Annotated in this window: 24 protein-coding genes; 17 read left to right on the top strand and 7 right to left on the bottom strand. The window is 65.5% G+C overall.

Annotated elements, in window-relative coordinates:
* Positions 1–154: 154 nt before the first annotated feature.
* From IQ24_RS04010 to recN, 13 genes are all read left to right on the top strand, one after another.
* A complete protein-coding gene (locus IQ24_RS04010; RefSeq protein WP_145396463.1) occupies positions 155–1321 on the top strand; it encodes an FtsW/RodA/SpoVE family cell cycle protein in 1167 nt (388 codons plus the stop codon).
* The gene (locus tag IQ24_RS04005; protein ID WP_145396461.1) at positions 1318–2418 is read left to right on the top strand and encodes a UDP-N-acetylglucosamine--N-acetylmuramyl-(pentapeptide) pyrophosphoryl-undecaprenol N-acetylglucosamine transferase; all 1101 of its coding nucleotides are present in this window, start codon (positions 1318–1320) and stop codon (positions 2416–2418) included. The genes IQ24_RS04010 and IQ24_RS04005 overlap by 4 nt, the downstream gene beginning before the upstream one ends.
* Positions 2415–3842 carry a UDP-N-acetylmuramate--L-alanine ligase gene (gene murC, locus IQ24_RS04000; protein ID WP_145396459.1) on the top strand — a complete coding sequence of 476 codons (1428 nt, stop codon included), beginning with the start codon at positions 2415–2417 and terminating at the stop codon, positions 3840–3842. The genes IQ24_RS04005 and murC overlap by 4 nt, the downstream gene beginning before the upstream one ends.
* Positions 3839–4138, top strand: a complete 300-nt coding sequence (locus tag IQ24_RS03995; RefSeq protein ID WP_145396457.1) for a DUF2484 family protein — start codon at positions 3839–3841, stop codon at positions 4136–4138. The genes murC and IQ24_RS03995 overlap by 4 nt, the downstream gene beginning before the upstream one ends.
* Before the next feature lie 36 nt (positions 4139–4174).
* A complete protein-coding gene (locus tag IQ24_RS03990) occupies positions 4175–4450 on the top strand; it encodes a hypothetical protein (RefSeq protein ID WP_145396455.1) in 276 nt (91 codons plus the stop codon).
* Positions 4451–4540: 90 nt separating this feature from the next.
* Positions 4541–5467: a UDP-N-acetylmuramate dehydrogenase gene (gene murB / locus IQ24_RS03985; RefSeq protein WP_145396454.1), complete on the top strand. Its 927-nt coding sequence runs from the start codon at positions 4541–4543 to the stop codon at positions 5465–5467.
* Between the two features lie 119 nt (positions 5468–5586).
* Positions 5587–6510 carry a D-alanine--D-alanine ligase gene (locus tag IQ24_RS03980; RefSeq protein ID WP_422386258.1) on the top strand — a complete coding sequence of 308 codons (924 nt, stop codon included), beginning with the start codon at positions 5587–5589 and terminating at the stop codon, positions 6508–6510.
* Entirely contained in the window at positions 6498–7505 is a 1008-nt protein-coding gene (locus tag IQ24_RS03975; protein ID WP_145396450.1) for a cell division protein FtsQ/DivIB, read from the top strand. The genes IQ24_RS03980 and IQ24_RS03975 overlap by 13 nt, the downstream gene beginning before the upstream one ends.
* Positions 7506–7526: 21 nt before the next feature.
* Complete coding sequence (ftsA, locus tag IQ24_RS03970) at positions 7527–8861, top strand: cell division protein FtsA (protein ID WP_145396448.1); 1335 nt, start codon at positions 7527–7529, stop codon at positions 8859–8861.
* 217 nt (positions 8862–9078) lie between these two features.
* Positions 9079–10701 carry a cell division protein FtsZ gene (gene ftsZ, locus IQ24_RS03965; protein ID WP_145396446.1) on the top strand — a complete coding sequence of 541 codons (1623 nt, stop codon included), beginning with the start codon at positions 9079–9081 and terminating at the stop codon, positions 10699–10701.
* Positions 10702–10950: 249 nt separating this feature from the next.
* Positions 10951–11889, top strand: coding sequence for a UDP-3-O-acyl-N-acetylglucosamine deacetylase (gene lpxC / locus IQ24_RS03960; RefSeq protein WP_145396444.1), 939 nt, complete (start codon positions 10951–10953; stop codon positions 11887–11889).
* Positions 11890–12020: 131 nt separating this feature from the next.
* Positions 12021–12872, top strand: a complete 852-nt coding sequence (locus IQ24_RS03955) for an outer membrane protein assembly factor BamD (RefSeq protein ID WP_145396443.1) — start codon at positions 12021–12023, stop codon at positions 12870–12872.
* A 6-nt stretch (positions 12873–12878) separates the two neighbouring features.
* On the top strand, positions 12879–14522 hold the full coding sequence (gene recN, locus IQ24_RS03950; protein WP_145396441.1) for a DNA repair protein RecN: 1644 nt from the start codon (positions 12879–12881) through the stop codon (positions 14520–14522).
* A gap of 20 nt (positions 14523–14542) precedes the next feature.
* Here the strand turns inward: recN and IQ24_RS03945 are convergent, their stop codons facing one another.
* The 3 genes from IQ24_RS03945 to IQ24_RS03935 all read right to left on the bottom strand — a co-directional run bounded on the left by IQ24_RS03945 (position 14543) and on the right by IQ24_RS03935 (position 16839).
* Positions 14543–14818 carry a hypothetical protein gene (locus IQ24_RS03945; protein ID WP_145396439.1) on the bottom strand — a complete coding sequence of 92 codons (276 nt, stop codon included), beginning with the start codon at positions 14816–14818 and terminating at the stop codon, positions 14543–14545.
* 144 nt (positions 14819–14962) lie between these two features.
* Positions 14963–15835: a 3-hydroxyisobutyrate dehydrogenase gene (gene mmsB, locus IQ24_RS03940; protein WP_145396437.1), complete on the bottom strand. Its 873-nt coding sequence runs from the start codon at positions 15833–15835 to the stop codon at positions 14963–14965.
* The gene (locus IQ24_RS03935) at positions 15832–16839 is read right to left on the bottom strand and encodes an enoyl-CoA hydratase/isomerase family protein (protein ID WP_145396435.1); all 1008 of its coding nucleotides are present in this window, start codon (positions 16837–16839) and stop codon (positions 15832–15834) included. The genes mmsB and IQ24_RS03935 overlap by 4 nt, the downstream gene beginning before the upstream one ends.
* Before the next feature lie 314 nt (positions 16840–17153).
* Between IQ24_RS03935 and IQ24_RS03930 the strand changes: the two genes are divergently transcribed.
* Positions 17154–18584, top strand: a complete 1431-nt coding sequence (locus IQ24_RS03930) for an NCS1 family nucleobase:cation symporter-1 (RefSeq protein WP_145396433.1) — start codon at positions 17154–17156, stop codon at positions 18582–18584.
* 52 nt (positions 18585–18636) lie between these two features.
* Here the strand turns inward: IQ24_RS03930 and IQ24_RS03925 are convergent, their stop codons facing one another.
* A complete protein-coding gene (locus IQ24_RS03925) occupies positions 18637–20136 on the bottom strand; it encodes a CoA-acylating methylmalonate-semialdehyde dehydrogenase (protein WP_145396431.1) in 1500 nt (499 codons plus the stop codon).
* A 121-nt stretch (positions 20137–20257) separates the two neighbouring features.
* On the opposite strand from IQ24_RS03925, the gene IQ24_RS03920 reads away from it, so the two are divergent.
* The 3 genes from IQ24_RS03920 (at position 20258) to coaD (ending at position 22265) form a co-directional block, all read left to right on the top strand.
* Positions 20258–21181: a LysR family transcriptional regulator gene (locus IQ24_RS03920; RefSeq protein WP_145396429.1), complete on the top strand. Its 924-nt coding sequence runs from the start codon at positions 20258–20260 to the stop codon at positions 21179–21181.
* A gap of 66 nt (positions 21182–21247) precedes the next feature.
* Complete coding sequence (locus tag IQ24_RS03915) at positions 21248–21685, top strand: CBS domain-containing protein (protein ID WP_145396427.1); 438 nt, start codon at positions 21248–21250, stop codon at positions 21683–21685.
* Between the two features lie 85 nt (positions 21686–21770).
* Positions 21771–22265, top strand: a complete 495-nt coding sequence (gene coaD / locus IQ24_RS03910) for a pantetheine-phosphate adenylyltransferase (RefSeq protein ID WP_145396426.1) — start codon at positions 21771–21773, stop codon at positions 22263–22265.
* A gap of 252 nt (positions 22266–22517) precedes the next feature.
* On the opposite strand, the gene IQ24_RS03905 is transcribed toward coaD, so the two are convergent.
* The 3 genes from IQ24_RS03905 to IQ24_RS03895 form a co-directional block, all read right to left on the bottom strand.
* Positions 22518–23024: a bactofilin family protein gene (locus IQ24_RS03905; protein ID WP_145396424.1), complete on the bottom strand. Its 507-nt coding sequence runs from the start codon at positions 23022–23024 to the stop codon at positions 22518–22520.
* Positions 23014–24333, bottom strand: a complete 1320-nt coding sequence (locus IQ24_RS03900) for a M23 family metallopeptidase (RefSeq protein WP_145396422.1) — start codon at positions 24331–24333, stop codon at positions 23014–23016. Before IQ24_RS03900 ends, IQ24_RS03905 begins: the two co-directional genes overlap by 11 nt.
* Positions 24334–24754: 421 nt before the next feature.
* Positions 24755–26149, bottom strand: coding sequence for a helix-turn-helix domain-containing protein (locus tag IQ24_RS03895; RefSeq protein ID WP_145396420.1), 1395 nt, complete (start codon positions 26147–26149; stop codon positions 24755–24757).
* Between the last annotated feature and the right edge of the window lie 19 nt (positions 26150–26168).

Genomic DNA, 26168 nt, shown 5'->3' with positions numbered 1-26168 from the left:
TGCGGGCACAGGCCCCAGGGTGAGGCCGGGCGGCCTGCCGCGTTCGCAGCGTCAGTTCCGGAAATCCGCAGTAGCGCTGTGCGGGCAGACGCGCTATGATTCGCGAACAGACCCGGCAAACGGGCGTATCTTGAGGCAGTGACGGCGGTATCCCATGACCGAGATGGTCTTTGGCGCCACGCCCGTGCGGGCGGGCGATCCTATTGTTCCCCGATGGTGGCGCACAGTCGATCGTTGGTCCCTGGCATGTGTGCTGGGGCTGTTCGCGATCGGGCTGTTGCTGGGGCTGGCGGCCTCGGTGCCGCTGGCCGAAAAGAACGGGCTGCCTCAGTTCTATTACGTGACGCGACAGGCCTTCTTCGGCGGTGTCGCGGTGGTCGTGATGATCGTGATCTCGGCCTTCAGCCCGCGCAATGTGCGCAGGCTGGGCGTTCTGGGCTTTGCAGGCGCGATGCTGGCCATTCTGGCGCTGCCCTTCATCGGCACCGACTTCGGCAAGGGCGCGGTGCGCTGGCTGAGCTTCGGCTTCGCCTCGGTCCAGCCGTCCGAGTTCCTGAAGCCCTGCTTCATCGCGCTTTGCGCCTGGTTCATGGCGGCGGGGCAAGAGGTTGGTGGCCCGCCCGGTCGCGTGCTGTCGGCGGGCGTGGCGATGGTCGTCGTCCTGCTGCTGGCGTTGCAGCCCGACTTCGGGCAGGCCTCGCTGGTGCTTTTTTCCTGGTGCGTGATGTATTTCGTCGCGGGCGCACCACTGACGCTGCTTTTGGGCGTGGTCTCGGTGGCGGGGCTTGGCGGGCTTTTCGCCTATGAGACCTCGGACCACTTTGCCCGCCGCATTGACGGCTTTCTGTCAGCCGAGGTCGACCCGCGCACCCAGCTTGGCTTTGCCACCAATGCCATTCAGGAAGGCGGCTTCTTCGGCGTCGGCGTGGGCGAGGGGCAGGTCAAATGGTCGCTGCCGGACGCGCATACCGACTTCATCATCGCCGTCGCGGCCGAGGAATATGGCCTTATCATGGTGCTGGCGATCATCCTGCTTTACGGCACCGTCGTCTTCCGCTCGCTGATGCGGCTGCGCAATGAGCGCGACCCCTTCACCCGGATCGCGGGCACGGGGCTGGCCTGCGCCTTCGGCGTGCAGGCGCTGATCAACATGGGCGTGGCCGTGCGGCTGCTGCCCGCCAAGGGGATGACGCTGCCCTTCGTCAGCTACGGCGGCTCGTCCGTCATCGCCTCGGGCATCGCGGTCGGCATGTTGCTGGCGCTGACGCGCAGCCGCGCGCAGGGCAAGATTGGCGACGTGCTGGGACGGGGCCGGGGATGACCACGAATTCTTCGGCGCCTTTGTGCCTGATCGCCGCGGGCGGGACGGGCGGACATATGTTTCCCGCGCAGGCTTTGGCCGAGGTGCTGCTGTCGCAGGGCTGGCGGGTGAAGCTGTCGACCGATGAGCGCGGCGCGCGCTACGCCGGGGCCTTCCCGACCGAGGTCGTGCGTGAGGTCGTCAGCTCCGCCACCACTGCACGCGGCGGCCTTCTGGCCAAGCTGGCCGTGCCGGCGCGGATCGCAGGCGGGGTTCTGTCGGCGATCTCGGGCATGCGCCGCGACCGTCCGGCGGTGGTCGTGGGATTTGGCGGCTACCCGTCGATCCCGGCGATGACAGCGGCGCTGGCGCTGCGCATCCCGCGCATGATCCACGAACAGAACGGCGTCATGGGCCGGGTGAACGCCCGCTTTGCCCCCCGCGTCGATGTTGTGGCCTGCGGCATCTGGCCCACCGCCCTGCCTGCCGGGGTCGAGGGCATTCACACCGGCAACCCGATCCGTGGCGCGGTGGCGGCATATGCGGGTGATCCCTACCACGCGCCCACGCCCGAGGGGCGGATGCGCATCCTTGTCATCGGCGGCAGCCAGGGCGCGCGTGTTCTGTCCGAGATCGTGCCGCAGGCGATCGCCTCGCTTCCCGAAGACATGCGCTTCCGCCTGCGCGTCAGCCATCAGGCCCGCCCCGAGGATGCGCGCGAGGTCGAGGCGATCTATGGGGACGCAGGCATCGACGCCGAGGTGCAGCCCTTCTTCACCGATGTCCCCGAGCGGCTTCAGGCCTGCCAACTGGTCATCAGCCGGGCAGGGGCCTCGTCCATCGCTGACATTACCGCGATTGGCCGCCCGGCGATCCTTATTCCCCTTGCCACCGCGACCGGCGACCATCAAACCGCCAATGCGCGATCCATGTCCGAAACCGGCGCGGCGGTCGTGCTGCCGGAATCCGCGCTTGACGTCCCGACGCTGGCGCGTGACATCAGGGATATTCTGGCAGATGGCGCACGCGCCTCCACCATGGCTGCGGCATCCCTTGCCCTTGGTCGCCCTGATGCGGCGCAGCAACTTGCAGAAATAGTAACGGAATTGACCCGATGAACGCAGCGACGAAACTTCCCGGCGAACTTGGCCCGATTCATTTCGTGGGCATCGGCGGCATCGGGATGTCCGGCATCGCCGAAGTGCTGATGACGCTGGGCTATGAGGTGCAGGGCTCGGACGCAAAGCGCTCGAAGATCACCGACCGGCTGGAAAAGCTGGGCGCGACGATCTTCGAAGGCCAACGGGCTGAAAATATTGGCGATGCGGGTGTCGTCGTGATCTCGACCGCGATCAAGAAAGGCAACCCAGAGCTGGAGGAAGCCCGCCGCCGTGGCCTGCCCGTCGTGCGCCGCGCCGAGATGCTGGCGGAACTCATGCGTCTGAAGTCGAACGTCGCGATTGCGGGCACGCATGGCAAGACCACGACCACCACCATGGTCGCGACCTTGCTGGATGCGGGCGGCTTTGATCCGACGGTTATCAATGGCGGCGTGATCCATGCCTATGGCTCGAATGCGCGCGCCGGTGCGGGCGAATGGATGGTGGTCGAGGCCGACGAATCGGACGGCAGCTTCAACCGCCTGCCCGCGACCATTGCCATCGTGACCAATATCGACCCCGAGCATATGGAGCATTGGGGCTCTTTCGATGCGTTGCGGAAGGGATTCCTGGATTTCGTCTCGAACATCCCGTTCTACGGTCTGGCGGTCTGCTGCACCGACCATCCGGAAGTGCAGGCACTGGTCGGCAAGCTGACCGACCGCCGCGTCCGGACCTTCGGGTTCAACGCGCAGGCCGATGTCCGCGCGATCAATCTGACCTATGAAAACGGCATCGCGCATTTCGACATCGCCCTTCAGGGCGAGGCCGAACTGAACGATGGCGAGGTTCCGGTGATCGAGGGCTGCACCCTGCCGATGCCGGGCGATCACAACGTCTCAAACGCGCTGTCGGCAGTGGCGGTGGCCCGTCACCTTGGCATGAAGCGCAGCCAGATCCGCGAGGCGCTGGCGAAATTCGGCGGTGTCGGGCGTCGCTTCACCCGCGTGGGTGAGGTGAACGGCGTTACCATCATCGACGATTACGGCCACCACCCGGTCGAGATCGCGGCCGTGCTGAAGGCCGCACGTCAGGCGACCAAGGGCCGCGTCATCGCGGTTCACCAGCCGCACCGCTATTCGCGCCTGTCGAACCTGTTTGATGATTTCTGCACCTGCTTCAACGAGGCCGATGTGGTCGGCATCGCCGAGGTCTATGCGGCGGGCGAAGACCCGATCCCCGGCGCCTCGCGCGACGATTTGGTCGCGGGCCTCATCGCGCATGGCCATCGCCACGCCCGCGCTGTCATCGACGAAAGCGATCTGGTCCGGCTGGTGCAAGAGCAGGCGCGCCCCGGCGACATGGTGGTCTGCCTTGGGGCAGGGACGATCTCGGCTTGGGCCAATGCGCTGCCGGACCTCCTGCAGGAGAAAGCGGCGTGAGTTCGCTCTTCGGCAGCAGTCTGGCCGCGTTCATCGCCATCGCCATCGCGGTGGTCTGGGTGGGGTTGGCCTGCCTTCTGCCGTTCGTGCCCTGGCGTTGGCGCTCGGCCGCGCTGTGGACGCTGGTGTTTCTGGGCGTGCCGGTGCTGGGCTGGGTCACCTTTTTCTGGGGGCCGGGCTTCGGCGTGCTGGTCTTTGCCATCGGCCTGTCGATCCTCGTCTGGCCGCCGGTCGGGCTGGTGCGCCGCAAGGGCGCGCAGGGTCTAAGCGATCATCCCCCGGCGGCGATGGACTGAGATGTTCGTCGCGTTCCCTGACGGCAGGACAAAGCCATGAAACCGGAAGGCTGGATCGTCCTCGCGGTGATCTTTCTGGTGCTGGCGATTGTCGGCTGGCTGCTGGGGCGGGCGCGCAATCTGCCCATTCTGATCCTGTTCGAGGGTCTTTTGCTGATGGCCGCGACATGGCTGCGCAGCTCTGCCGCGCGCAGCAGCGCGACCGAGGCCGCCGTGACCCATTACGTCCTGCATCTGCTGTGTCTGGCCGCGATGGCTGGGATTGCGGCAGGCGGCATCGCGGGCTGGATCGCCCAGTCGCGTCGGCGCTGACAATCTTCAAATACTCTGCGGAATGCATTCGCTCCGGTCATCGCGGCGCGGGGGCTTCTGATCGGCAAAAAGCGGTGGTAAGGGCAGGGCATGACGCATGATCTGACCCTTCCCGCGCCGCGCGGCACGCTGACCGCGAACCGCCCCCTCGACAACCTGACCTGGCTGCGCGTCGGCGGCCCCGCCGACTGGCTGTTCCAGCCCGCTGATGCCGAGGATCTGGCGGCGTTTCTGGCGGCACTCGACCCTGCGGTCCCGGTGTTCCCGATTGGCGTCGGCTCGAACATGATCGTGCGCGATGGCGGCATCCGGGGTGTGGTGATCCGGCTGGGGCGCGGCTTCAACGGAATCGAGACCCGGGGCGATGAGGTCATTGCCGGGGCCGCCGCGCTGGATGCCCATGTCGCCCGCAAGGCGGCGGATGCGGGGCTGGATCTGACCTTCCTGCGCACCATTCCCGGTGCCATCGGCGGGGCGGTGCGGATGAACGCGGGCTGCTATGGCAGCTATATGGCCGATCATCTGGTCTCGGCCCGCGCGGTGTCGCGCGACGGCCAGTGGCACGACCTGACGCCCGATGATCTGGCCTTCGCCTATCGCCATTCCGAGCTGCCCGAGGGCTGGGTGCTGACCGAGGCGCGCTTGCGCGCCGAACGCGGCGACCCCGAGGCAATGATCGCCAAGATGGAGGATCAGCTTGCCCGCCGCGACGCCAGCCAGCCCACGAAAGAGCGCACCGCAGGCTCGACCTTCCGCAATCCGGCCGGGTTCTCCTCGACCGGGCGCGCCGATGACAGCCATGAGCTGAAGGCCTGGAGCCTGATCGACGCGGCGGGCTTGCGCGGATACCGCCACGGTGGCGCGCAAATGTCCGAAAAACACCCGAATTTCCTGCTGAACACCGGCGGCGCGACCGCCACCGAGCTGGAGGAACTGGGCGAGATCGTCCGCCGCAAGGTGCGCGAGACCAGCGGCCACGACCTGCAATGGGAAGTGATCCGCGTCGGCGAGGCGTGATTCGGCTTATCCACGGAAATATCGATCCGACCGCGAAAAGCCTCTTTTGCCAGAGTCTGCAAGGCGCTAGACTGTGGGAATATCAAAGCACCGGATCAACCGGGCGATAGAGGCAGAAGTTGGTGGGCATGTCGAGCAGGGCAGCCCCGAAAGTCGCCGTCCTGAAAGGCGGACCCTCGGCTGAGCGCGAGGTGTCGCTGTCATCGGGGCAGGAATGCGCGCATGCGCTGCGGCTGGCGGGCTATGACGTCGTTGAAATCGATGCGGGCAAGGATCTTCCCGCGCAACTGGCCTTGGCCGGGGCGGATGTCGTGTTCAACGCGCTGCATGGCCGCTGGGGCGAGGATGGCTGCGTTCAGGGCCTGCTGGAATGGCTGGGCGTGTCCTATACCCATTCGGGCGTGCTGGCCTCGGCCCTCGCCATGGACAAGACCCGTGCCAAACAGGTGCTGCGTGATGCGGGCTTGCCGGTCATGGAAAGCGTCATCGCCGATGCCGATGAGGTGCGCGCGCGCCACGTGCTGCCGCCGCCCTATGTGGTGAAGCCCAATAGCGAAGGCTCTTCGGTGGGCGTCTATATCGTGGCGGCTGGCGCGAACACGCCGCCCCAGCTTTCGCCGCAGATGCCCAGCCGCGTGATGGTCGAGACCTATGTGCCGGGGCGCGAGCTGACCGTTGCGGTCATGGGCGACCGCGCGCTTGGCGTGACCGAGATCATCGTCGAGGGCTGGTATGACTACGATGCCAAGTACAAGCTGGGTGGCTCGCGCCATGTCGTGCCCGCCGAAATCCCGGCCGACATCACCGCAGCCTGTCTGGATTACGCCCGCCGCGCGCATGAGGCGCTTGGCTGTCGCGGCCTAACGCGCACCGATTTCCGCTGGGACGATAGCCGCGGGCTGGCAGGGCTGATCATCCTTGAGGTGAACACCCAGCCCGGCATGACGCCGACCTCGCTCGCGCCCGAGCAGGCCGCGAAAATCGGCATCACCTTCCCCGAGCTTTGCCACTGGATCGTGAAGGAGGCGCTATGCAGGGACTGAACCCCTCGAACCGCCCGCATGGCGATCCGTCGCGGCACGCGCCGAACCGGCCCGCGCCCGCGCGCCCGGTCGCGCCGCAGCAGCGTCGCCGCGATCCCGCGCCCTCGCGTCTGGCCTATCGCCTGAACCGGCTGATGCTGACGCCGCTCTATCGGCGGCTTCTGCATGTCGGGCTTCCGGCGTTTCTGGCCGTCATGGTCGCCGGGATCTGGCTGTCGGACGAAGATCGCCGTGCCTCGCTGACTGGCGGCATCGACGGGCTGGTCCAGAAGGTCCAGAACCGCGATGAGTTCATGGTCCGCATGATGACCATCGAAGGCGCCTCTCCGGTCGTCGACAAGGGGCTGCGGGCCATGCTTCCCGTCGAGCTTCCCGCTTCAAGCTTCGATATCGACTTGGAAAAACTGCGCGAGCGCGTGCTGAAGCTTGACGCCGTCGAGGCGATCGAGCTGCGCATCAAGCCGGGCGGCGTGCTGTCGGCCGTTGTGACCGAGCGTGTGCCGGTCATGCTGTGGCGCCATGCGCGCGGCATCGAGCTTTTGGACAAGACCGGGCACCGCGTCGCCTCGGCCACCTCGCGCGATGTGCGCAAGGATCTGCCGGTGATCGCGGGCGAGGGGGCGGACAAGGCCGCAGCCGAAGCGCTGGCGCTGATCGATGCGGCCGGACCGATCCTGCCGCGCCTGCGCGGGCTTGAGCGTATGGGCGAGCGTCGCTGGGACGTCGTGCTGGATCGCGGTCAGCGGATCATGCTGCCCGAGGACAAGGCGGTCATGGCGCTGGAGCATGCGATTGCGCTGGTGCGCGCGCAGGACCTGCTGGCGCGGGACGTGTCGGTCGTCGACCTGCGCATGGGCAACCGCCCGATCCTGCGTCTGGGCCTTGATGCACAGAACATGCTGCGCCGGGCGCGCGGACAAGAGGAAATTCCCACCGGGGATTCGGCAGATGGTGACCGCGCGGTCGCGTCAAACAACAAGAAAAAAGCCGGCTAACAGGTTGAAAGGGCAGAGAAGATGAGGGATTTGTATCGTAATCAGCGCGCCATGCGGAACATGCGCCGCCAAGCGATGCAACGGGGCGTGATCGCCGTGCTGGACATCGGCACGTCGAAAATCGCCTGCCTTGTCCTGCAATTCGACGGGCCCGGACAGTTCCGCGAAACCGACGGCGTGGGCCCCATGGCCGGTCAGTCGAACTTCCGCGTCATCGGCACCGCCTCGACCCGCTCGCGCGGGATGCGCTATGGCGAGATCGACAATATGGCCGAGGCCGAGCGTGCCGTGCGCACCGTGATCCAGTCCGCGCAGAAGGTCGCGGGCGTCCGCGTGGACCACATCATCGCCTGTATTTCCGGCGCGCGGCCTGCCTCCTATGGCCTTGCCGGAGAGATCACGCTGGATGGCGGCAAGGTCAATGAAGAGGATGTAGCGAGCGTTCTGGCCGCCTGCGAGGCCCCCGATTTCGGCCGTGGCCGCGAGGTGCTGCACGCCCAGCCGGTGAACTTTGCCGTCGACAACCGCAGCGGCCTTTCGGACCCGCGCGACCATGCCGGGAACCGGCTGGCCTGCGACATGCATGTGCTGACCATCGACGGCGATGCGGCGGGCAATCTTGTCCACTGCATCCGCCGCTGCGACATGGAGCTGGCGGGCGTGGCCTCGTCCTCCTATGCCAGCGGGCTCGCCTCACTGGTCGAGGATGAGCAGGAGCTGGGCGCGGCCTGCGTCGATCTGGGCGGCGGCACGACCGGCGTCTCGATCTTCATCAAGAAACACATGATCTTTGCCGATGCCGTGCGTTACGGCGGCGATCTGATCACCCAGGACATCGCCAAGGGCCTGCGCGTCAGCCATGCCGTGGCCGAGCGGCTGAAGACGCTGCATGGCGGCGTCGAGGCGACCGGGCGCGATGACCGCGAAATGATCGAACTGGGCGGCGAGACGGGCGACTGGGACACCGATCGACGCAGCGTCAGCCGCGCCGACCTGATCGGCATCATGCGCCCCCGCGTCGAAGAGATCCTGGAAGGCGTTGCGGGCATTCTGGACGCAGCAGGCTTTGACTATATGCCCTCGCGCCAGGTCGTGCTGACCGGGGGCGGCAGCCAGATCCCGGGGCTGGATCAGCTGGCCAGCCGCATCCTTGGCCAGAACGTCCGCATCGGGCGGCCCTTGCGCATTCAGGGGCTGCCACATAATGCCACGGCCTCGGCCTTCTCCTCGGCCATCGGGCTCGCGCTTCTGACGGCCCATCCGCAGGACGAGTGGTGGGATTTCGAGATGCCGTCCGAGGCCTATCCGGCGCGCAGTATCCGCCGGGCTTATCGCTGGTTCCGCAACAACTGGTAGGTTGCTGAATCGGTCATAAGGTGGTGGTGGGGCGCGCCCCCACCATATGCTGGAGATTGGGCAAGATACCGCCGACATCGGTCGGTTGTACCGCCATATTTTGTGGTTCGACTGTGTTTTTCGGGTGACGCTCTGGCGAAATCTGGGTAGGCTTGAGGGCACACGGGGGATTCGACCGGGGACAGGCCCTGGCACAACAGACAAGGCAGGCGAGAACATGGAACGTCAGATCCATCTGATGCTGAACGATGATCAGGAACTCAAGCCGCGCATCACCGTATTCGGTGTTGGCGGAGCTGGTGGCAACGCGGTCAATAACATGATCGACAAGCAGCTGGAGGGCGTCGAGTTCGTCGTGGCGAACACCGACGCGCAGGCGCTGTCCTCGTCCAAGTCCGAGCAACGCATCCAGATCGGCCCGAAGGTCACCGAAGGTCTGGGCGCGGGTGCGAAGCCTCAGATCGGCGCCATGGCCGCCGAGGAAACCATCGAAGATATCGTCGATCACCTGATGGGCGCGCATATGTGCTTCATCACCGCTGGCATGGGCGGCGGCACCGGTACGGGCGCGGCCCCGATCATCGCGCAGGCCGCGCGTGAGATGGGCATCCTGACCGTCGGCGTCGTGACCAAGCCCTTCCAGTTCGAAGGCACCAAGCGGATGCGTCAGGCCGAAGAGGGCGTCGAGGCGCTCCAGAAGGTTGTCGACACGCTGATCATCATTCCGAACCAGAACCTGTTCCGTCTGGCCAACGAAAAGACCACCTTCACCGAAGCCTTCGCCATGGCCGATGACGTGCTCTATCAGGGCGTCAAGGGCGTGACCGACCTGATGGTCCGTCCGGGCCTCATCAACCTCGACTTCGCCGACGTTCGCGCTGTGATGGACGAAATGGGCAAGGCGATGATGGGCACCGGCGAAGCCTCGGGCGAGAACCGCGCGGTTCAGGCGGCCGAGAAGGCCATCGCCAACCCGCTGCTGGACGAAATCAGCCTGAACGGCGCCAAGGGCGTGCTGATCAACATCACCGGCGGCTACGACCTGACCCTGTTCGAAATGGACGAGGCGGCCGAGAAGATCCGCGAGAAGGTCGACGCCGATGCCAATATCATCGTCGGCTCGACGCTGGACCCCAGCATGGAAGGCGCGATCCGCGTGTCGGTCGTGGCGACCGGCATCGACGCCAGTGTCGCCGAGGTCCCGGTTCCGCGCCGTGGCATTAAAGAGCCGCTGACCCAGAACCCGTCGGTCGCGCAGCGAGCGGTCGAGGAAGAGCTGCCGGTTCCGCCGCGCCGCTCGGCCCCGGTCGCTGAAGAGGTTGCGCCCGCTCCGGTCGCACCGCGCGCGCCTGTCGCCCGGATCGAGGAAGAGGACATGCCGCGTCCGGCCTATCAGCCCGCTGCCGAGCCGCGCGCTCAGGCCCCGGCGGCTGATCCGCTGGCAGGCGACTCGGAGAACTTCTTCGCGCCGCAGCGTCATGCTCAGTCCGCCGCAGGCACGCCGTCGCAGGCCGTCATGGACCGCCTGAGCCGCGCCGTCGCCCACGCCCCCGAGCGTGCCGCACAGAAAGCCGCGCCTGCCGCTGCTGCCCCCGAAGCCCCGCGCGCCGCAGGCCGCATGGGTGGTCTGGGCCGCATGATCGAGCGCATGTCGGGTCACGGCGAGCAGGCTGAAAAGCCCGCGAAACCCGCCGCAGCGACCCTGGCCGAGCGCGTGAGCGAGCGTGTCGCCAGCCGCAACCGCAGCGGATTCGATGCCGGTTTCGACGATCTGGCCAGCCCCGATCGTGCCGATGAAAACGTCGAAATCCCGGCGTTCCTGCGTCGTCAGGCGAACTGAAGCGTTCACAAATAATTCACCAAGAATCCCGAAGGGGCCGCAGCAGCGGCCCTTTTTTCTTTTCGTGCCAATGCTTTGCGATGGATGGGGCAACCTGCCGGACCAATCACCGGCGATTGTTACACCGAGTCACAATTCGTCATTTGAGAAGATCATGGGGTCTGCCTAACTGGATCATGAAGAAGGACCAAACCGGTCCTCGACATGACGACAAGCGCCGCAGGGCGAAGAAGAAAAGCAGGCAGGACCATGCAGACCACGATTGCTCAGAAAGCTCAGTTCCGCGGTGTCGGGCTGCACTCGGGTGCGGCCGTCCGTCTGACGATTCTGCCGGCCCCGGCCGATCACGGGATCGTCTTCTGCCGCACGGATCTGGGCGGTGCCCGCATCCCCGCGCGTTGGGACCATGTCACGCCCTCGCAGCTGTGCACCCTGCTGGACAATGGTTCGGGCGTCACCGTCTCGACCGTCGAGCATGTGATGGCTGCGCTCGCGGGTACCGGCATCGACAACGCGCTGGTCGAGGTGAACGGACCCGAGGTCCCGATCCTTGATGGCTCGGCCGCGCCCTTCGTCCATGGCATCATGGAGGCCGGGCTGGTCCAGCAGGCCGCACCGCTGCGTGCGATTCGCGTGCTGAAGACGGTCGAGGTCCGCAATGGCGAGGCCTTCGCCCGCCTGTCGCCCGCCGATCATCTGGAGATCCATTTCGACATCGATTTCACCGATGCCGCCATCGGCCATCAGGAAAAGCAGCTCGACATGGCGAACGGTTCGTTCGTGCATGAGCTGATGGACAGCCGCACCTTCTGCCGCCTGTCGGATGTCACCCAGATGCAGGCCAATGGTCTGGCGCTTGGTGGCACCTTCCTGAACGCGGTGGTGATCGACGGCGACAAGGTGCTGTCGCCCGGCGGCCTGCGCCACCAGGACGAGGCTGTACGCCACAAGATGCTGGACGCCATGGGCGATCTGGCACTGGCGGGGGCCCCGCTGCTGGCGCGCTATACCGGCCACCGTGCGGGTCACGCGATGACGAACAAGCTGCTTCGCGCGCTTTTCGCCCAGCCCGATGCATGGGAATGGGTGACGGTTTCGGCCGATCTGGAAAAGCGTTTGCCGGGCGCGGGAATCATCCCGGCGCAAATGCGTTCGGCTGAACCCGTGCGCCAGCTGGCCGTCGCTTGAGCGGCGGCCAGTAATTCCCGCTGCCTCAACGTTTTGGCATTTTGCGCAGCCAGATTTTCTGTGCTAGGACGACCAGGCTGCGTGCCTTTCATGGCCCGCCGCGCATGCGAATAACGGACGGACGGGTAGTGATGGCGGGCTTCAGATCGGCGGGTTCCTTGGTCGCGGTTACGCTGTCTCTGGGCCTGCTTGCAGCGTGCTCGGGCAGCGGTGGTCGCAGCAACGGCACCGAATCGCTTGAGAACTTCACCGCCGAACAGATCTACAAGCGGGGCGAGTATGAGCTGGAGAACAGCCGTAAGCCCAAGGACGCGGTCCATTACTTCTCGGAAGTCGAGCGGCTTTACCCCTATTCCGAATGGGCCAAGCGCGCGCTGATCATGCAGGCCTACGGCTATCACCGGGCCCGCGACTATGAAGAGGCGCGCGGTGCCGCCCAGCGTTTCATCGACACCTATCCGGGCGATGAAGACGCGGCCTATGCGAAATACCTTCTGGCGCTCAGCTATTACGATCAGATCGACGACATCGGGCGCGATCAGGGCCTGACCTTCCAGGCGCTGCAATCGCTGCGCGAGGTGATCGAGCAATATCCCGACACCGAATATGCGCGCTCGTCGATCCTGAAGTTCGACCTGGCCTTCGACCACCTGGCGGCGAAGGAAATGGAGATCGGGCGCTACTATCTGAAGCGCGGGCATTACACGGCGGCGATCAACCGCTTCCGCGTCGTGGTCGAGGAATTCCAGACCACCACCCATACGCCCGAGGCGCTGATGCGCCTGACCGAGGCCTATCTGGCGCTTGGCCTGACCGATGAGGCACAGACGGCAGCGGCGATTCTGGGCCATAACTTCCAGTCCTCGCCCTTCTATGAGGATGCCTTCAAGACGCTGCGCGGCCGTGGTCTTTCGCCCGAAGCACGCGGCGACAGCTGGCTGACCCGAGTCTACCGTCAGGTCATCCAGGGCAAGTGGCTGTAAGGCCCGATGCTCCGGCATCTCGATATCCGTGATATGCTGCTGATCGACCGGCTGGAACTCGAGTTCCGGCCGGGTCTGAACGTGCTGACCGGCGAAACCGGCGCGGGCAAGTCGATCCTGCTGGACTGTCTGGGCTTCGTGCTGGGCTGGCGCGGGCGCGCCGATCTGGTCCGTCAAGGGGCCGAACAGGGCGAGGTGACGGCGGTCTTTGACCTGCCGCCCGGCCATCCGGCCCGTATCGTTCTGGAAGAGGCAGGCCTGCCGGTTCAGGATGAGCTGATCCTGCGCCGCGTGAACGGTGCCGATGGCCGCAAGACCGGCTGGATCAACGACCGCCGCGCCTCGGGCGAGGTGCTGCGGACGCTTTCGGAAACGCTGGTCGAGCTGCATGGCCAGCATGACGACCGCGGCCTGTTGAACCCGCGCGGCCACCGGCTGTTGCTGGACGCCTTCGCGGGCCTCGATCTTGGCCCCCTGCGCGCCGCATGGGCCGCGCGCCGCGAGGCGCGGAACGCGCTCACCGAGGCCGAGGCGGCGCTGGCCGCCGCCAAGGGCGAAGAAGATTTCCTGCGCCACGCCGTCGCCGAACTCGACAAGCTAGACCCGCAACTGGGCGAAGAGGCCGAGCTCGACACCCGTCGCCGTGCCATGCAGGGCGCCGAGCGCATCCGCGAGGATGTGGCCCGAGCGCTTCAGGCGCTTGGCCCCAGCGGGGCAGAGGGGGCGATGCTGGATGCCTCACGCTGGCTGGATGCGGCGGCCGAGAAGGCCGAGGGGCGGCTTGAGGCCCCCGCAGCCGCGCTGCAGCGCGCGCTGATCGAATTGGGCGAGGCGTCTTCCGGCGTCGAGGCGGCTCTGGATGCGATGGATTTCGACCCACGCGACCTTGAGGCCACCGAAGAACGTCTGTTCGCGCTGCGGGCGCTCGCCCGCAAGCATGACGTGCTGGGCGACGATCTGGCGGGGCTCGCCGATCAGCTGCGCGAGCGTCTGGCGCGGCTTGATGCGGGTGAGGCGGATCTGACCCGCTTGCAAGAGGGCGTGGGTCAGGCCGACGCCCGCTATGACGCCGCTGCGACCGAGATGACGGCGCGGCGTCGCAAGCATGCGGCGCTGCTCGACAAGGCGATGGCGGCCGAGCTTGCGCCGCTGAAGATGGAGCGCGCGGTTTTCGAGACCCGCATCTCGGAAGGCGAACCGGGCCCCGAGGGGCGCGATGCGGTGGCCTTCACCGTTGCGACCAACCCCGGTGCGCCTGCAGGGCCGCTGGACCGCATCGCCTCGGGCGGTGAGCTGTCGCGCTTCCTGCTGGCGCTGAAGGTTTGTCTCGCACGCGGCAATGATGTGCTGGTGATGATCTTCGATGAGATCGACCGGGGCGTGGGCGGGGCGACCGCCGATGCCGTGGGCCGCAGGCTGGCGCGGCTGGCCGAAGGCGCGCAGGTGCTGGTCGTGACCCACAGCCCGCAGGTCGCGGCACTTGGCGTCCATCATTTCCGGGTGGCGAAATCGGTCAGCAAGGGCATGACCACCTCCCGCGTCATGGCGCTGAGCGCCGAGGATCGCGTTGACGAGCTGGCGCGGATGCTGTCGGGGGAAGAGATCACCCCCGCCGCACGTCAGGCCGCGCTCTCGCTGCTGGAAGGCTGAGGCCCTCCAACGAGTTCGGTTCAGTCGAGGATGCGGTCCACCTGCCGGATGACCGACAGCACGCGCGAGGTGCCGGGGTCGAAGCGGATCAGGCGTCCGTTCACGATCCCGTAGCGGCTGCCGCGCGGCGGCTCACCCATGCCATAAAGACCGGGACGGGTGATCACATGGATCTTGCCGGGGGGCAGGGCCTCGCCCACGCTGATGCCTTTTCCGCCTTGCTGTCCCTGCTGACCGCCGCCGCAGTTGCCCGCGCAATCCTGCGCGAAGGCCATTCTGCCGATCGGCTGGGCCATCAGGGAACAGCCTAGAAGAAACGCCAGGGCGGCGGCATAGATCGCCCTGTGCTGGGTCGTGAACATCTTGCTGGCTTTCATTTTGCTCAGACGACAACGCCCGACCCGGTGGCGGGTTTCACATCTGATGCGCAAAATCCCGCGTCAGCTGCGATGTCTTCCGACAAATCGGGGCAGCATGGCAGAAAAGTCACGCCCCTTGCCATCCTCGGATTCGACGAAAGTCGTATAGAGCGAGGTTGCGAGCGCCCCCATAGGCGTATCGGCATCCGCGCTTTCGGCGGCCTGCTGGCTGAGGCGCAGGTCCTTCAGCATCAGATCCGCCGCGAATCCGGGCTTGTAGCCGTTGTCGGCAGGCGATTGCGGGCCGACGCCGGGGGCGGGGCAATAGGCGTTCATCGACCAGCTGTAGCCCGAGGAGGTCGAGACGACGTCGAACATCTTCTGACGGTCCAGACCCAGTTTGTCGGCCAGCGCAAAGGCCTCACAGGTGGCGATCATGGTGACGCCAAGGATCATGTTGTTGCAGATCTTGGCAGCCTGACCGGCCCCGGCCTCGCCGCAATGAACGGCCTTCTGGCCCATGATCTCGAACAGGGGCTGGACCTTGGCGAAGGCATCAGCGGTGCCACCCACCATGAAGGTCAGCGTGCCGCCTGCAGCCCCGCCGACGCCGCCCGAGACGGGGGCGTCCAGCGCCCCCAGACCCGCCGCATGCGCCTGATCGGCCACGGCACGGGCGCTGTCGACATCGACGGTCGAGCAATCGCAGAGGACCGCACCGGGCTCCATCGCGGCGATCAGCTCGGCCGCGACGCTGCGCAGGATCTGGCCATTCGGCAGCATGGTGATGACGACCTGCGCGCCCTTGGCCACATCGGCGGCCGAGGCGGCGGCGGTGACGCCCTCGGGCATCGGCGCGGCCAGGTCGAAGCCCAGAACCTCATGCCCGGCCTTCGCCAGGTTCGCGGCCATCGGGCCGCCCATGTTGCCCAGTCCGATAAATCCAATCTTCATTTCTGATTCTCCCATTGCAGATCCTCATTCCCCAAGGGGGCCAGCATGCGCTTGACATGCTCTTCCTCGGCAGAGGCGGCCCATTGGGGATTGCGGTCCTTGTCGATGATCTGTGCGCGCACGCCCTCCAGGAAATCGGAATCCTGCGTGGCGCGATGCGTGAAGCGATATTCGCGCGCCAGGCTCTCGCGGATCGAGTGATCCCCGCGTGCGGCGCGCACCATGTTGAGCGTTGCCGCCATCGAAAGCGGCGAGTTGCGGCGCAGCGGCTTCAGGCTGTCCTGATCCCCGGCCTTGTCGAGCGCGGCGATGATTTCCTTGACCGTGCGGCCACCGAAGGCCGAAAGGTCCAGATTCTGCAGCGAAGCGTCAGGCCGCGCGCCGCCCTTCAGGACCGAGACATCGCCGCTGTCGGCCAGCCGCTCTTTCAGCGCGTCCCATTCGGCCTCGGGCAGGTAGGTGTCGGCAAAGCCCGCGAAAATCGCATCGCCCGCGTTCATCCGCGCGCCGGTCAAGCCCAGATATTCGCCGACGCGGCCCGGCGCATGGGCCAGAATCCAGGTGCCGCCGACGTCGGGCACCATGCCGATCCCGGCCTCGGGCATGGCGACCTGGGTCGTATCGCCCACAACGCGGTGGCTGGCATGGCCACCCACGCCCACGCCGCCGCCCATCACGAAACCCTGCATGAAGGCGACGATGGGCTTCTTGTATTCGGCGATCTTGGCATTCATCCGGTATTCGTCGCGGAAGAACTGGCGGCCAATGGTGTGATCTCCGGCCTTCCCGGCCTGATAGACCGCAGCGATATCGCCGCCTGCGCAGAAGGCGCGGTCGCCCTCGGCATCGATGATCACCAGCGCGACATCCGGATCATTGCGCCATGCGTCCAGCGCCGCGTCGATCTGCAGCGCCATGTCATGGCTGAGCGCGTTCAATGCCTGCGGGCGGGTAAACGTAATACGCCCGGCACGCCGGTCCTTTCGGATGCTCACTTCGCTCATCTGTCACCCTCCGCGACACTGGCACGGCGATCCGCCGCCCCGTTCTGTTCCTGTCCTTCGAAAACCGTGCAAAGGGCCGCAAGCCGCGATCCTCTCGATTCCGTCATCGGCAAGATAGCCGCATCGAAAGGGAAGTTGCAGGCATTGATTTTCACAGGGCGGTTTGTCGCGGCCGGATATCCGGTCCCGTATCCATTTTGCCGATGGAGAGGAATATTTTTGCGGGCATCCCTGAAATTCGGCGCTGCGCCCGCAAAAAGGCGTAAAATCAGCGCACTCCGGGTGATTTCTGCAAAGTTGAACGGGAGGTCAACATGCAAACGGAACAACCATCCCCACGGCTCTATAACGAGGACCTCGCGCCCGCGACCGATCGCAAATGGGGCGCGTTTTCCATCTTCAACGTCTGGACGTCGGATGTGCACAGCCTTTGGGGCTATTATCTCGCGGCCAGCCTGTTCCTGCTGTGCGGGAACCTGATGAACTTCGTGCTGGCCATCGGATTCGGCTCGCTGGTGATCTATGCGCTGATGCAGATGGTCGGCATCGCGGGCGTGCGCACCGGCGTGCCTTTCCCGGTGCTGGCGCGCGCCAGCTTCGGGACCTTCGGCGCCAACGTGCCCGCGCTGGTGCGGGCGGTCGTTGCCTGCTTCTGGTATGGCGCGCAGACGGCGGCGGCCTCGGGCGCCATCGTGGCGCTGGCGCTGCGCCATCCGGCCATGCTGGAGTTCCACCAATCCACGCAGATCCTTGGCCATTCGGGACTGGAGTTCCTGTGCTTCCTGCTGGTCTGGGTGCTGCAACTGCTGATCATCCAAAACGGGATGGAGACGGTCCGCCGCTTCCAGGACTGGGCCGGTCCGGCGGTCTGGGTGATGATGCTGATCCTGGCGATCTATCTTATCGTGAAATCCGGGAAGCTGACGTTCGGCTCTGAAATTCCGGAAGAAATCCTGCTGCAGGCGACGAAGGACGCGGGCGTGCCGGGCACGCCGGGGTCCTTCATCACGCTGATGGCGGTGGCGGCGACATGGATCACCTATTTCGCCGCGCTTTATCTGAACTTCTGCGACTTCTCGCGCTACGCCAAGGACGAAAGCGCCCTGCGTCGCGGCAATGCCTGGGGCCTGCCGGTGAACCTGCTGGCCTTCTGTCTGGTGGCGGGTGTGACCACCTCGGCCGCCTGGCATGTCTATGGCGAGGTGCTGCTTTACCCCGACCAGATCAGCGCCAAATTCGACAGCCTGTTCCTGTCGATCCTTGCTGCGGTGACCTTTGCCGTGGCGACGCTGGGCATCAACGTGGTTGCGAACTTCGTCTCGGCAGCCTTTGATTTCTCGAACACTTTCCCCAGCAAGATCAGCTTCCGCGGTGGCGGCCTGATTGCCGCGCTGATCGCGCTGGCGCTGTTCCCCTGGTCGCCCTGGGACACGAATGCGGCGCATTTCGTGAACTTCATCGGGTCCACCATGGGGCCGATCTTCGGCATCCTGATGGTCGACTACTACCTGATCCGCAAAGGCGTGCTGAACGTGGCTGCGCTCTATCAAGAGAATGGCGAGTTCAGGTTTCAGGGCGGATGGCATGTGAAGGCCTTCATAGCGTTCGGCGTGGGGATCCTGTTCTCGTCGGTGCTGCCGACGATGACGAACATCCTGCCCAGCTGGTGGGCGACCTATGGGTGGTTTTTCGGCGTCGCGATCGGTGGCGCGACCTATTACATTCTGCGCTCGATGGATCGCTGAATGTGAAGGGGGGCGGGCGAACCGCCCCCCGATCTTTCTGACGCGGCCTAGATCAGTCCAGCGCTTTGAAGTTCAGCGACGCGCCATCCTTGATCCCCGAGAACCAGCGCGCGGTCACGGTTTTCGTCTTGGTGTAGAAGCGGAAGGCGTCGGGACCGTACTGGTTCAGGTCGCCGAAGGCCGACTTTTTCCAGCCGCCGAAGGTGTAGTAGCTCAGCGGCACCGGGATCGGGAAGTTGATGCCGACCATGCCGACGTTGACGCGGCTGGCATAGTCGCGTGCGGTGTCGCCATCGGCGGTGAAGATCGAGGTGCCGTTGCCGTATTCGTTGTCGATGACCAGGTTCAGCGCCTCTTCATAGGTCTTGGCGCGGACGGTCGACAGCACGGGGCCGAAGATCTCTTCCTTGTAGATGTCCATGTCGGGGGTGACGTTGTCAAACAGCGACGGGCCGACGAAGAAGCCGTCCTCATAGCCCTGGATGCTGAGGTTGCGGCCGTCGACCACCAGTTTCGCGCCCTGTTCCACGCCCGAGTTGACCAGCCCGTTGATGCGGCTTTGCGCGGCCTTGGTGATGACCGGGCCGAAGTCGACATCGTCGCCACCGGTATAGGGGCCGACCTTCAGCTTCTCGATGCGCGGGATCAGGCGCTCGATCAGCGCGTCGGCGGTGGCCTCGCCCACCGGCACCGCGACCGAGATCGCCATGCAGCGTTCGCCCGCCGCTCCGAAGCCCGCACCGACCAGCGCGTCGGCGGCCTTGTCCAGATCCGCATCGGGCATGATCAGCATGTGGTTCTTGGCGCCGCCGAAGCACTGGGCGCGCTTGCCGTTCGCTGCCGCGCGGCCATAGATATATTGCGCAATTGGGGTCGAGCCGACGAAGCCCACGGCCTGAACGGTCGGATGGTCAAGAATGCCGTCCACGACGTCCTTGTCGCCGTTCACCACCTGCAGCACGCCATCGGGCAGGCCCGCTTCCTGGATCAGCTCGGCCAGCAGCAGCGAGGTTTCCGGCGTCCGCTCGGACGGCTTCAGGATCATCGCGTTGCCTGCGGAAAGGGCCGGGCCCATTTTCCACAGCGGAATCATCGCCGGGAAGTTGAAAGGCGTGATCGCGGCAACGACGCCCAGCGGCTGGCGCATCGAGTAAAGGTCGATGCCCGGACCGGCGCTGTCGGTGTAATCGCCCTTCAGCAGGGTCGGCGCGCCCATGCAGACCTCGATCACCTCAAGGCCGCGCTGCACGTCGCCGCGCGCGTCGGGCAGGGTCTTGCCATGCTCGCGGCTCAGCACCTCGGCCAGCTTGTCCATGTTCTGGTTGATGAGGTCGGCGAATTTCATCATCACGCGCGCGCGGCGCTGCGGGTTGGTCGCGGCCCATTCGGCTTGCGCCTTTTCCGCGCCGGCGATAGCGGCATCAAGCTCGGCCTGGGTGGCCAGCGGAACCTTGGCGATGATCTCGCCGGTTGCGGGGTTGTAGACGTCGCCGAAACGGCCCGAGGTGCCCTTGACCTGCTTGCCGTTGACCCAGTGGTAAAGCTCTTTCATCTTCGCCTCGCCCAGAATGTTGGATTTGGATGGAGTGTTCGCGGAATTTATAGCCGTGCAACATTGCCGTACAAAGGGGATATCTGGCAAAAGGGTTTTGCATTTTTGCAAAGGGCGGGCGATGGACTGGGATGACATGCGCATTTTTCTGGCGGTCGCGCGCGCCGACAGCCTGTCCGCAGCCGGGCGCAGGCTGGGCATCGACGCCTCGACCGTGGGGCGTCGCGTGCTGCGGCTGGAGACGGCGCTGGCGGTGAAGCTGTTCCAGAAGACCCCACAGGGCTATTCCCTGGCCCCCGAGGGCGAGCGTCTGCTGCCCCATGCCGAGACGATCGAGGCCGCCATGACCGGCGCCAGCGAGGCGCTGAGCGGGCCCGGCGGCATCTCGGGTCAGGTGCGGATCGGCGCGCCGGATGGCTGCGCGAACTACCTTCTGCCGCAGGTCTGCGCGCGGCTCTGTGCCGCGCATCCGGGGCTGGAGGTGCAGATCGTCGCGCTGCCCCGCGTCTTCAACCTGTCGCGGCGCGAGGCGGATATGGCGATTGCCGTGTCGCGGCCCACGGCGGGCAAGGCGGTGATTCAGCGGCTGACCGATTACAACCTGCATCTGGCGGCGCATGAGGATTATCTCTCGGGCCATCCGCCCATCCGCACGAGGGCGGATCTGAAGGGGCTGCGGATGATCGGCTATATCTCGGACATGATCTTCGACCGCGAACTGGACTATCTGGCCGAAACCGGGGTCGAGCGGGCGGCGCTGACCTCGAACTCGGTCTCGGTCCAGATGCAGGCGATCCGCGCGGGGGCAGGGGTGGGGATCGTGCATGATTTCGCCATTCCCTTCTGCCCGGGCGTGCGGCGGATCCTGACGGATGAGGTGTCGCTGACCCGCAGCTTCTGGCTGATCCGCCATGCCGATGACCGCTCATCGCAGCGCATGAACCGGCTGGCCGAGGCGCTGGCGCAGGGGCTGAAGGCCGAGGTCGCCCGCCTGCAGGGGCTTGTGCCGGTCGAGACCGAAATGTCCCCCGCTGGTCGTACTTGACGCAAGCGAATGATCCGGTGACGCTGGGGCTGTGGATAGAACACAACCCAGGCAGGAGGATTGTAAGTGCTGGTCAATCAGATTCTCTCAATCAAGGACAATACCTCGGTGGTGACGATCAAGCCGACGGCGACCGTTTCGGACGCCGTGCGGCTTTTGTCAGAGCGCCGTATCGGGGCGGTCGTGGTCAGCGAGAACGGCAGCACTCCGCTGGGCATCCTGTCAGAGCGTGACATCGTGCGTGAGCTGGGCCGCCGTGGCGCGGCCGCGCTGGAGCTGGAAATCGGCGAGCTGATGACCCGCAAGCTGATGACCTGCACCACCGGCGAGAATGCGCTGCGCGTTCTCGAGCGGATGACCGAGGGGCGCTTCCGCCACCTGCCGGTCGTCGACGAGAATGGCGAGATGATCGGCCTCGTCTCGATCGGGGACGCGGTTTCGGGCCGCCTGAAAGAGCTGGCGCTGGAAAGTGAGGCGCTGAAAAACATGATCATGGGCACCTGAGAAGGTCCCGGAAATGTGCGGAGGGGGTTGAAAATCCCTTCGCTTTCCTGTTGGTTGCGGGCGTCCAGAACCGCGAGGACCGCCCATGCGCATCGGCCTTTACCCCGGAACCTTCGACCCCATCACGCTGGGGCATCTGGATATCATCCAGCGTGCCATGGCACTGGTCGACCGGCTGGTCATCGGCGTGGCGATCAACCGCGACAAGGGGCCGCTTTTCTCGCTTGAGGAACGGGTCGAGATGGTGCGCGACGAATGCGCGGGCATTGCCGCGCGCTCGGGTGGCGAGATCCTTGTGCATCCGTTCGAGAACCTGCTGATCGACTGCGCCCGCGATGTGGGCGCGACGGTGATCGTGCGCGGCCTGCGTGCGGTTGCCGATTTCGAATATGAATTCCAGATGGTCGGCATGAACCGGGCGCTGGATTCGAACATCGAGACGGTCTTCCTGATGGCCGATGCCCGCCGTCAGGCCATTGCGTCGAAGCTGGTCAAGGAAATCGCGCGAATGGGCGGGGATGTGTCGAAATTCGTCACCCCCTCGGTCAATGATGCGCTGATCGGCAAATTCGCGCGCTAAGCGCAGCCAGACTTGCGACGCCCGACAGCTTTGGCGCGCCTGCCCCGGGGAGGCCGCCCATTGTGACGCAGAGGACGCACGCATGCCCAGCACGCCGCCAAAGCCCATCCCGACGCCCATTCCCGATCCGGACCGGCCACCGATGCCGGACCCTGCGCCCGACGATCCGGACCTTTAGCCATCGCGCATGAAAAAGGGGTGACCTATGGCCACCCCAGGCGCCTGCTTTGCAAGCAGGACGATTTATTCCGATTATTCGCTGTCGCGCGCCGCAGCGGCGGGGGGCGCAAGCTTCGGCGTCACGCCATTGGCCAGCGGGTCTTCCTGACGCTGAACCGAGCCCTCGAAATGGGCGCCGGATTCGATGGCGATGGTCTTGTGGATGATGTCGCCTTCGACCCGGGCGGTTGCCGACAGGCGGACCTTCAGGCCACGCACACGGCCCACGACGCGGCCGTTGACGATGATCTCTTCGGCGACGATTTCGCCACGGATGGTGGCGCTTTCACCGACGGTCAGCTGATGGGCGCGGATATCGCCTTCAACCGTGCCCTCGATCTGGACATCGCCCTGCGTCTTGATGTTGCCGGCAACCGTCAGATCAGCCGACAGAACCGAAGGCGCGCTGCGGGTGCGGCCTGCTCCTGCCGCGGTCGGCGGAACGTCATAGCTGGGCTCGAAGCTGCTGCGCGGCGCTTCGGTTTCAGGGGTCGACGGGTTGCGGGGGCCGGGTTCGGTGACGCGGGTCTTAGAAAACATTTTGGGCTGCCTTGATAAAGCTCATAGGATTCACGGCGCGGCCGTTCACGCGAACTTCATAGTGAAGATGCGAACCGGTCGACCTGCCGGTATTGCCCATATCACCGATCAAACTGCCGCGCGATACCTTTTGCCCGACCCTCACGCGAATCTTAGAAAGGTGACCATAGCGGGTCTCGGTGCCCAGCTCGTGCTGGATCTTGATGAGGTTGCCATAGCCGCTCTGCCAGCCTGCAAAGACCACCGTGCCTTCGCCGGTGGCGTGGATCGGCGTGCCCGAGGGCGCGGCCATGTCGATGCCCTCATGCGCGCGGCCCCAGCGATGGCCGAAGGGCGAGGTGAAGCGGAACGCGGTCCGCACCGGCATCGCCAGCGGCATCTTCTCGACCGCGATGCGATAGGTGTTGACCTGGTCCAGCGTGATCAGGATCTCGTTCGCCTTGGCTTCGCCCTGCGTGATCGCCGCGTCACCGCTGGACGAATAGCTGATCGGGTTCAGCGGGCCGCCCTGTCCGGAATAGCCACGGCGCACGGTGCGCAGGATGTCGTCGGGGTTCATGCCGACGCTGCGGAACATGTCATCCAGCGGCTTGACCGAGACGTTCACGGCCTCTTCCAGCTGGGTCAGGATCTCATCATTGCGGGCGACGATCTGGTCGCGCTCAATGCGGACGGCCTCGGCGGTCTGGCGGGCGTCCTGGGCCTCCTGCTCGGCGGTGGTGCGGGCCGAGGCGGTCTGGCGCAGCTCATCGGTCAGGATGTCAAGCGCGACGCGGAATTCCTCGTTCCGGCCCGACTCGGGAACCGAAACGGCGGCTTCGCCGTTTATGGCAATGGAGAGGCTTTGCGCTTCGGCCTGCGCGGCATTCTTGGCGGTGACGGCGTCATGCAGCGTCGATTGAACGATGCCCAGCCCGGTTTCCAGCTCGCGACGGCGAGTCTCGGATTCCAGAAGCTGCGACTGCATCTGCGACACCTGGTTCAGGGCCACGGCGAAGCGGTTCTGTGCGGCGGCGGCTTCGGCGGCCCGGGCGTCACGTTCGGACGAAAGGGCGGCCAGTCGCTGCTCGAACGCGCCTTGTGCGCGCTGCGAATGATCGCGTGAGCTTCCTGCGCTGACGGCGTCGATCACCAGGATCGAGCTTGCGACGATGGTCCAGCCCAGCACGATGGCTGTGCCGCCAAGTGCGGCCATCTGGGTCATCGGACGCAAACGGACGAAGCGCGTCGTGTCACCTGATTTCAGGAAAAGGCGCTGCTCGGGCAACCAGCGCTCAAGTGCGGAATTCAGGCTTTGGGTGATGCGCAATGTCCCGGGTCCATTGTTGTGGGTGGGCCCGCCGTCTTGAGCCGCGATTTCGGTCTGATAAATCCGACATGTGCTGAAAGCGCAACAGATGTGGCCTAGGACAAAAGGGCATGCGCGGATTGACGCCTATACCGAATGGTTCAGCAGGAAGTTCTTCGCCGGAGTCGCAAGGGCGCAGTTAGAGGTCATACACAAGTTAATTTCTTGGACCCTGACGGAAGTCTGCTGATTTTCAGGATAAATTCGCGTCTATGCGCTCCGGACGAATCGGAGCCGTCGGGGTCCGCAACGAAAATCGGCAATTTCCGCCCATTTGCACAAAAAACAGGCAGCAACCTATGGTTGAACCTGTTGTGGGTCACAGGGGCGTCTACCACAACTTCTTGATACGACCAAGGTCGTGGATCGAATCCGGAACGCTTCAGGCGAACTCATAGGGCAGGGGTCCCGAACGGTCGACGGGGATGCGAATATCGCGGTCGATCGGGGGGACCGAGCGCTGGTGGCAGGCCTGCCGGGGGCAGATCCGGCACGAGACGCCGATCGGCTCGAACAGTTGCGGATTGCCGACGTCAAGACCGTCGGCATAGACCATGTCGCGGGCCTGGCTGATCTCGCACCCAAGGCCGATGGCAAATCGGCGGATCGGCGCTCCGAACGCGCCGCCGGGTTTCGAGACGTCGCGCGCCAGCAGCAGATAGCGCTTGCCATCCGGCGTCTCGGCCAGTTGCCGCAGGAAACGGCCCGGCGTCTCAAAGGCCTGATGGACATTCCACAGGGGGCAGGCGCCGCCGAAGCGGGCGAATTGCATCTGCGTGGCCGAATGCCGCTTGGTGATCGTGCCCGCCTGATCGACGCGGACGAAAAAGAAGGGCACGCCGCGATTGCCGCCGCGCTGCATGGTCGAGAGGCGATGCGCCACCTGCTCAAGAGAGGCGCTGAACAGATGGGCCAGCCGCTCAAGGTCGTGACGCTCGCGCCGGGCGGCGTCGAGAAAGGCCGAATAAGGCATCATCACCGCCCCGGCGAAGTAATTGGCCAGCCCCAGCCGGGCGATCTCGCGGGCGGTTTCGCTGCGGAAGCGCGCCAGTTCCAGCGTGGCCTCCAAGAGGTCGCCATGCGCCTCAAGCGCCAGCAGATGCAGAAGCTGGAAGGCCTGCGTCGCAGGCTCGGCGGCGACGTTCAGCGAGATGCGCATTTCATCGCGCAGATAGACCGCGCCGCTGCCGAGTTCGGCCAGATCGACGGTGATGCCGTGATCGGCAAGCCCGGCGATGGCGCGGGCCAGCGGCGTCGGCTCATGCGCGTGGCGGGCGAAATTCTCGGCCGCGCGGTCGACGGCGTCGATGTAATTGTCGCAATAATGGAAGAAATCGCGCACCTCCTCCCAAGGCGAGGGGGTGGCGTTCTGGCCCGCCGCGCCAAGCGCCTCATCGAGCGCGGCCAGCCGCTCCTGCCCCTCGCGATGGGCGCGATAAAGGTCCAGAAAGGCGCGGACCAGACTGGGCGCGTTGGTCGCCGCCAGCCGCAGGTCGGCGCGGTGCGGCGGCGTGTCGAACAGCGGATCGGCCAAAGCCTCGGCCATGTCGATCACCATGCGTTCCGCATCGCCCACCGCCATCGCCCCCAGATCGACCGAAAACTCCGAGGCAAGGCGCAGCAGCACCCCGGCTGAAACCGGGCGGTGGTTGTTCTCCATCTGCGAGAGATAGGGCAGCGAGACGCCCAGCCGATCCGCGAAGGCCCGCTGCGTCAGCCCGACGCGGCCCCGGGTTTCGCGCAAGGCGACCCCGGCAAAGATCTTCTGGCTGGACATGGCGGCTCCCTGACTTTGC

Origin of the sequence: Paracoccus sulfuroxidans (assembly GCF_007830335.1) — a bacterium.
Classification (GTDB): Bacteria; Pseudomonadota; Alphaproteobacteria; order Rhodobacterales; family Rhodobacteraceae; genus Paracoccus; species Paracoccus sulfuroxidans.
This window is presented reverse-complemented; position numbering and strand designations above follow the sequence as displayed.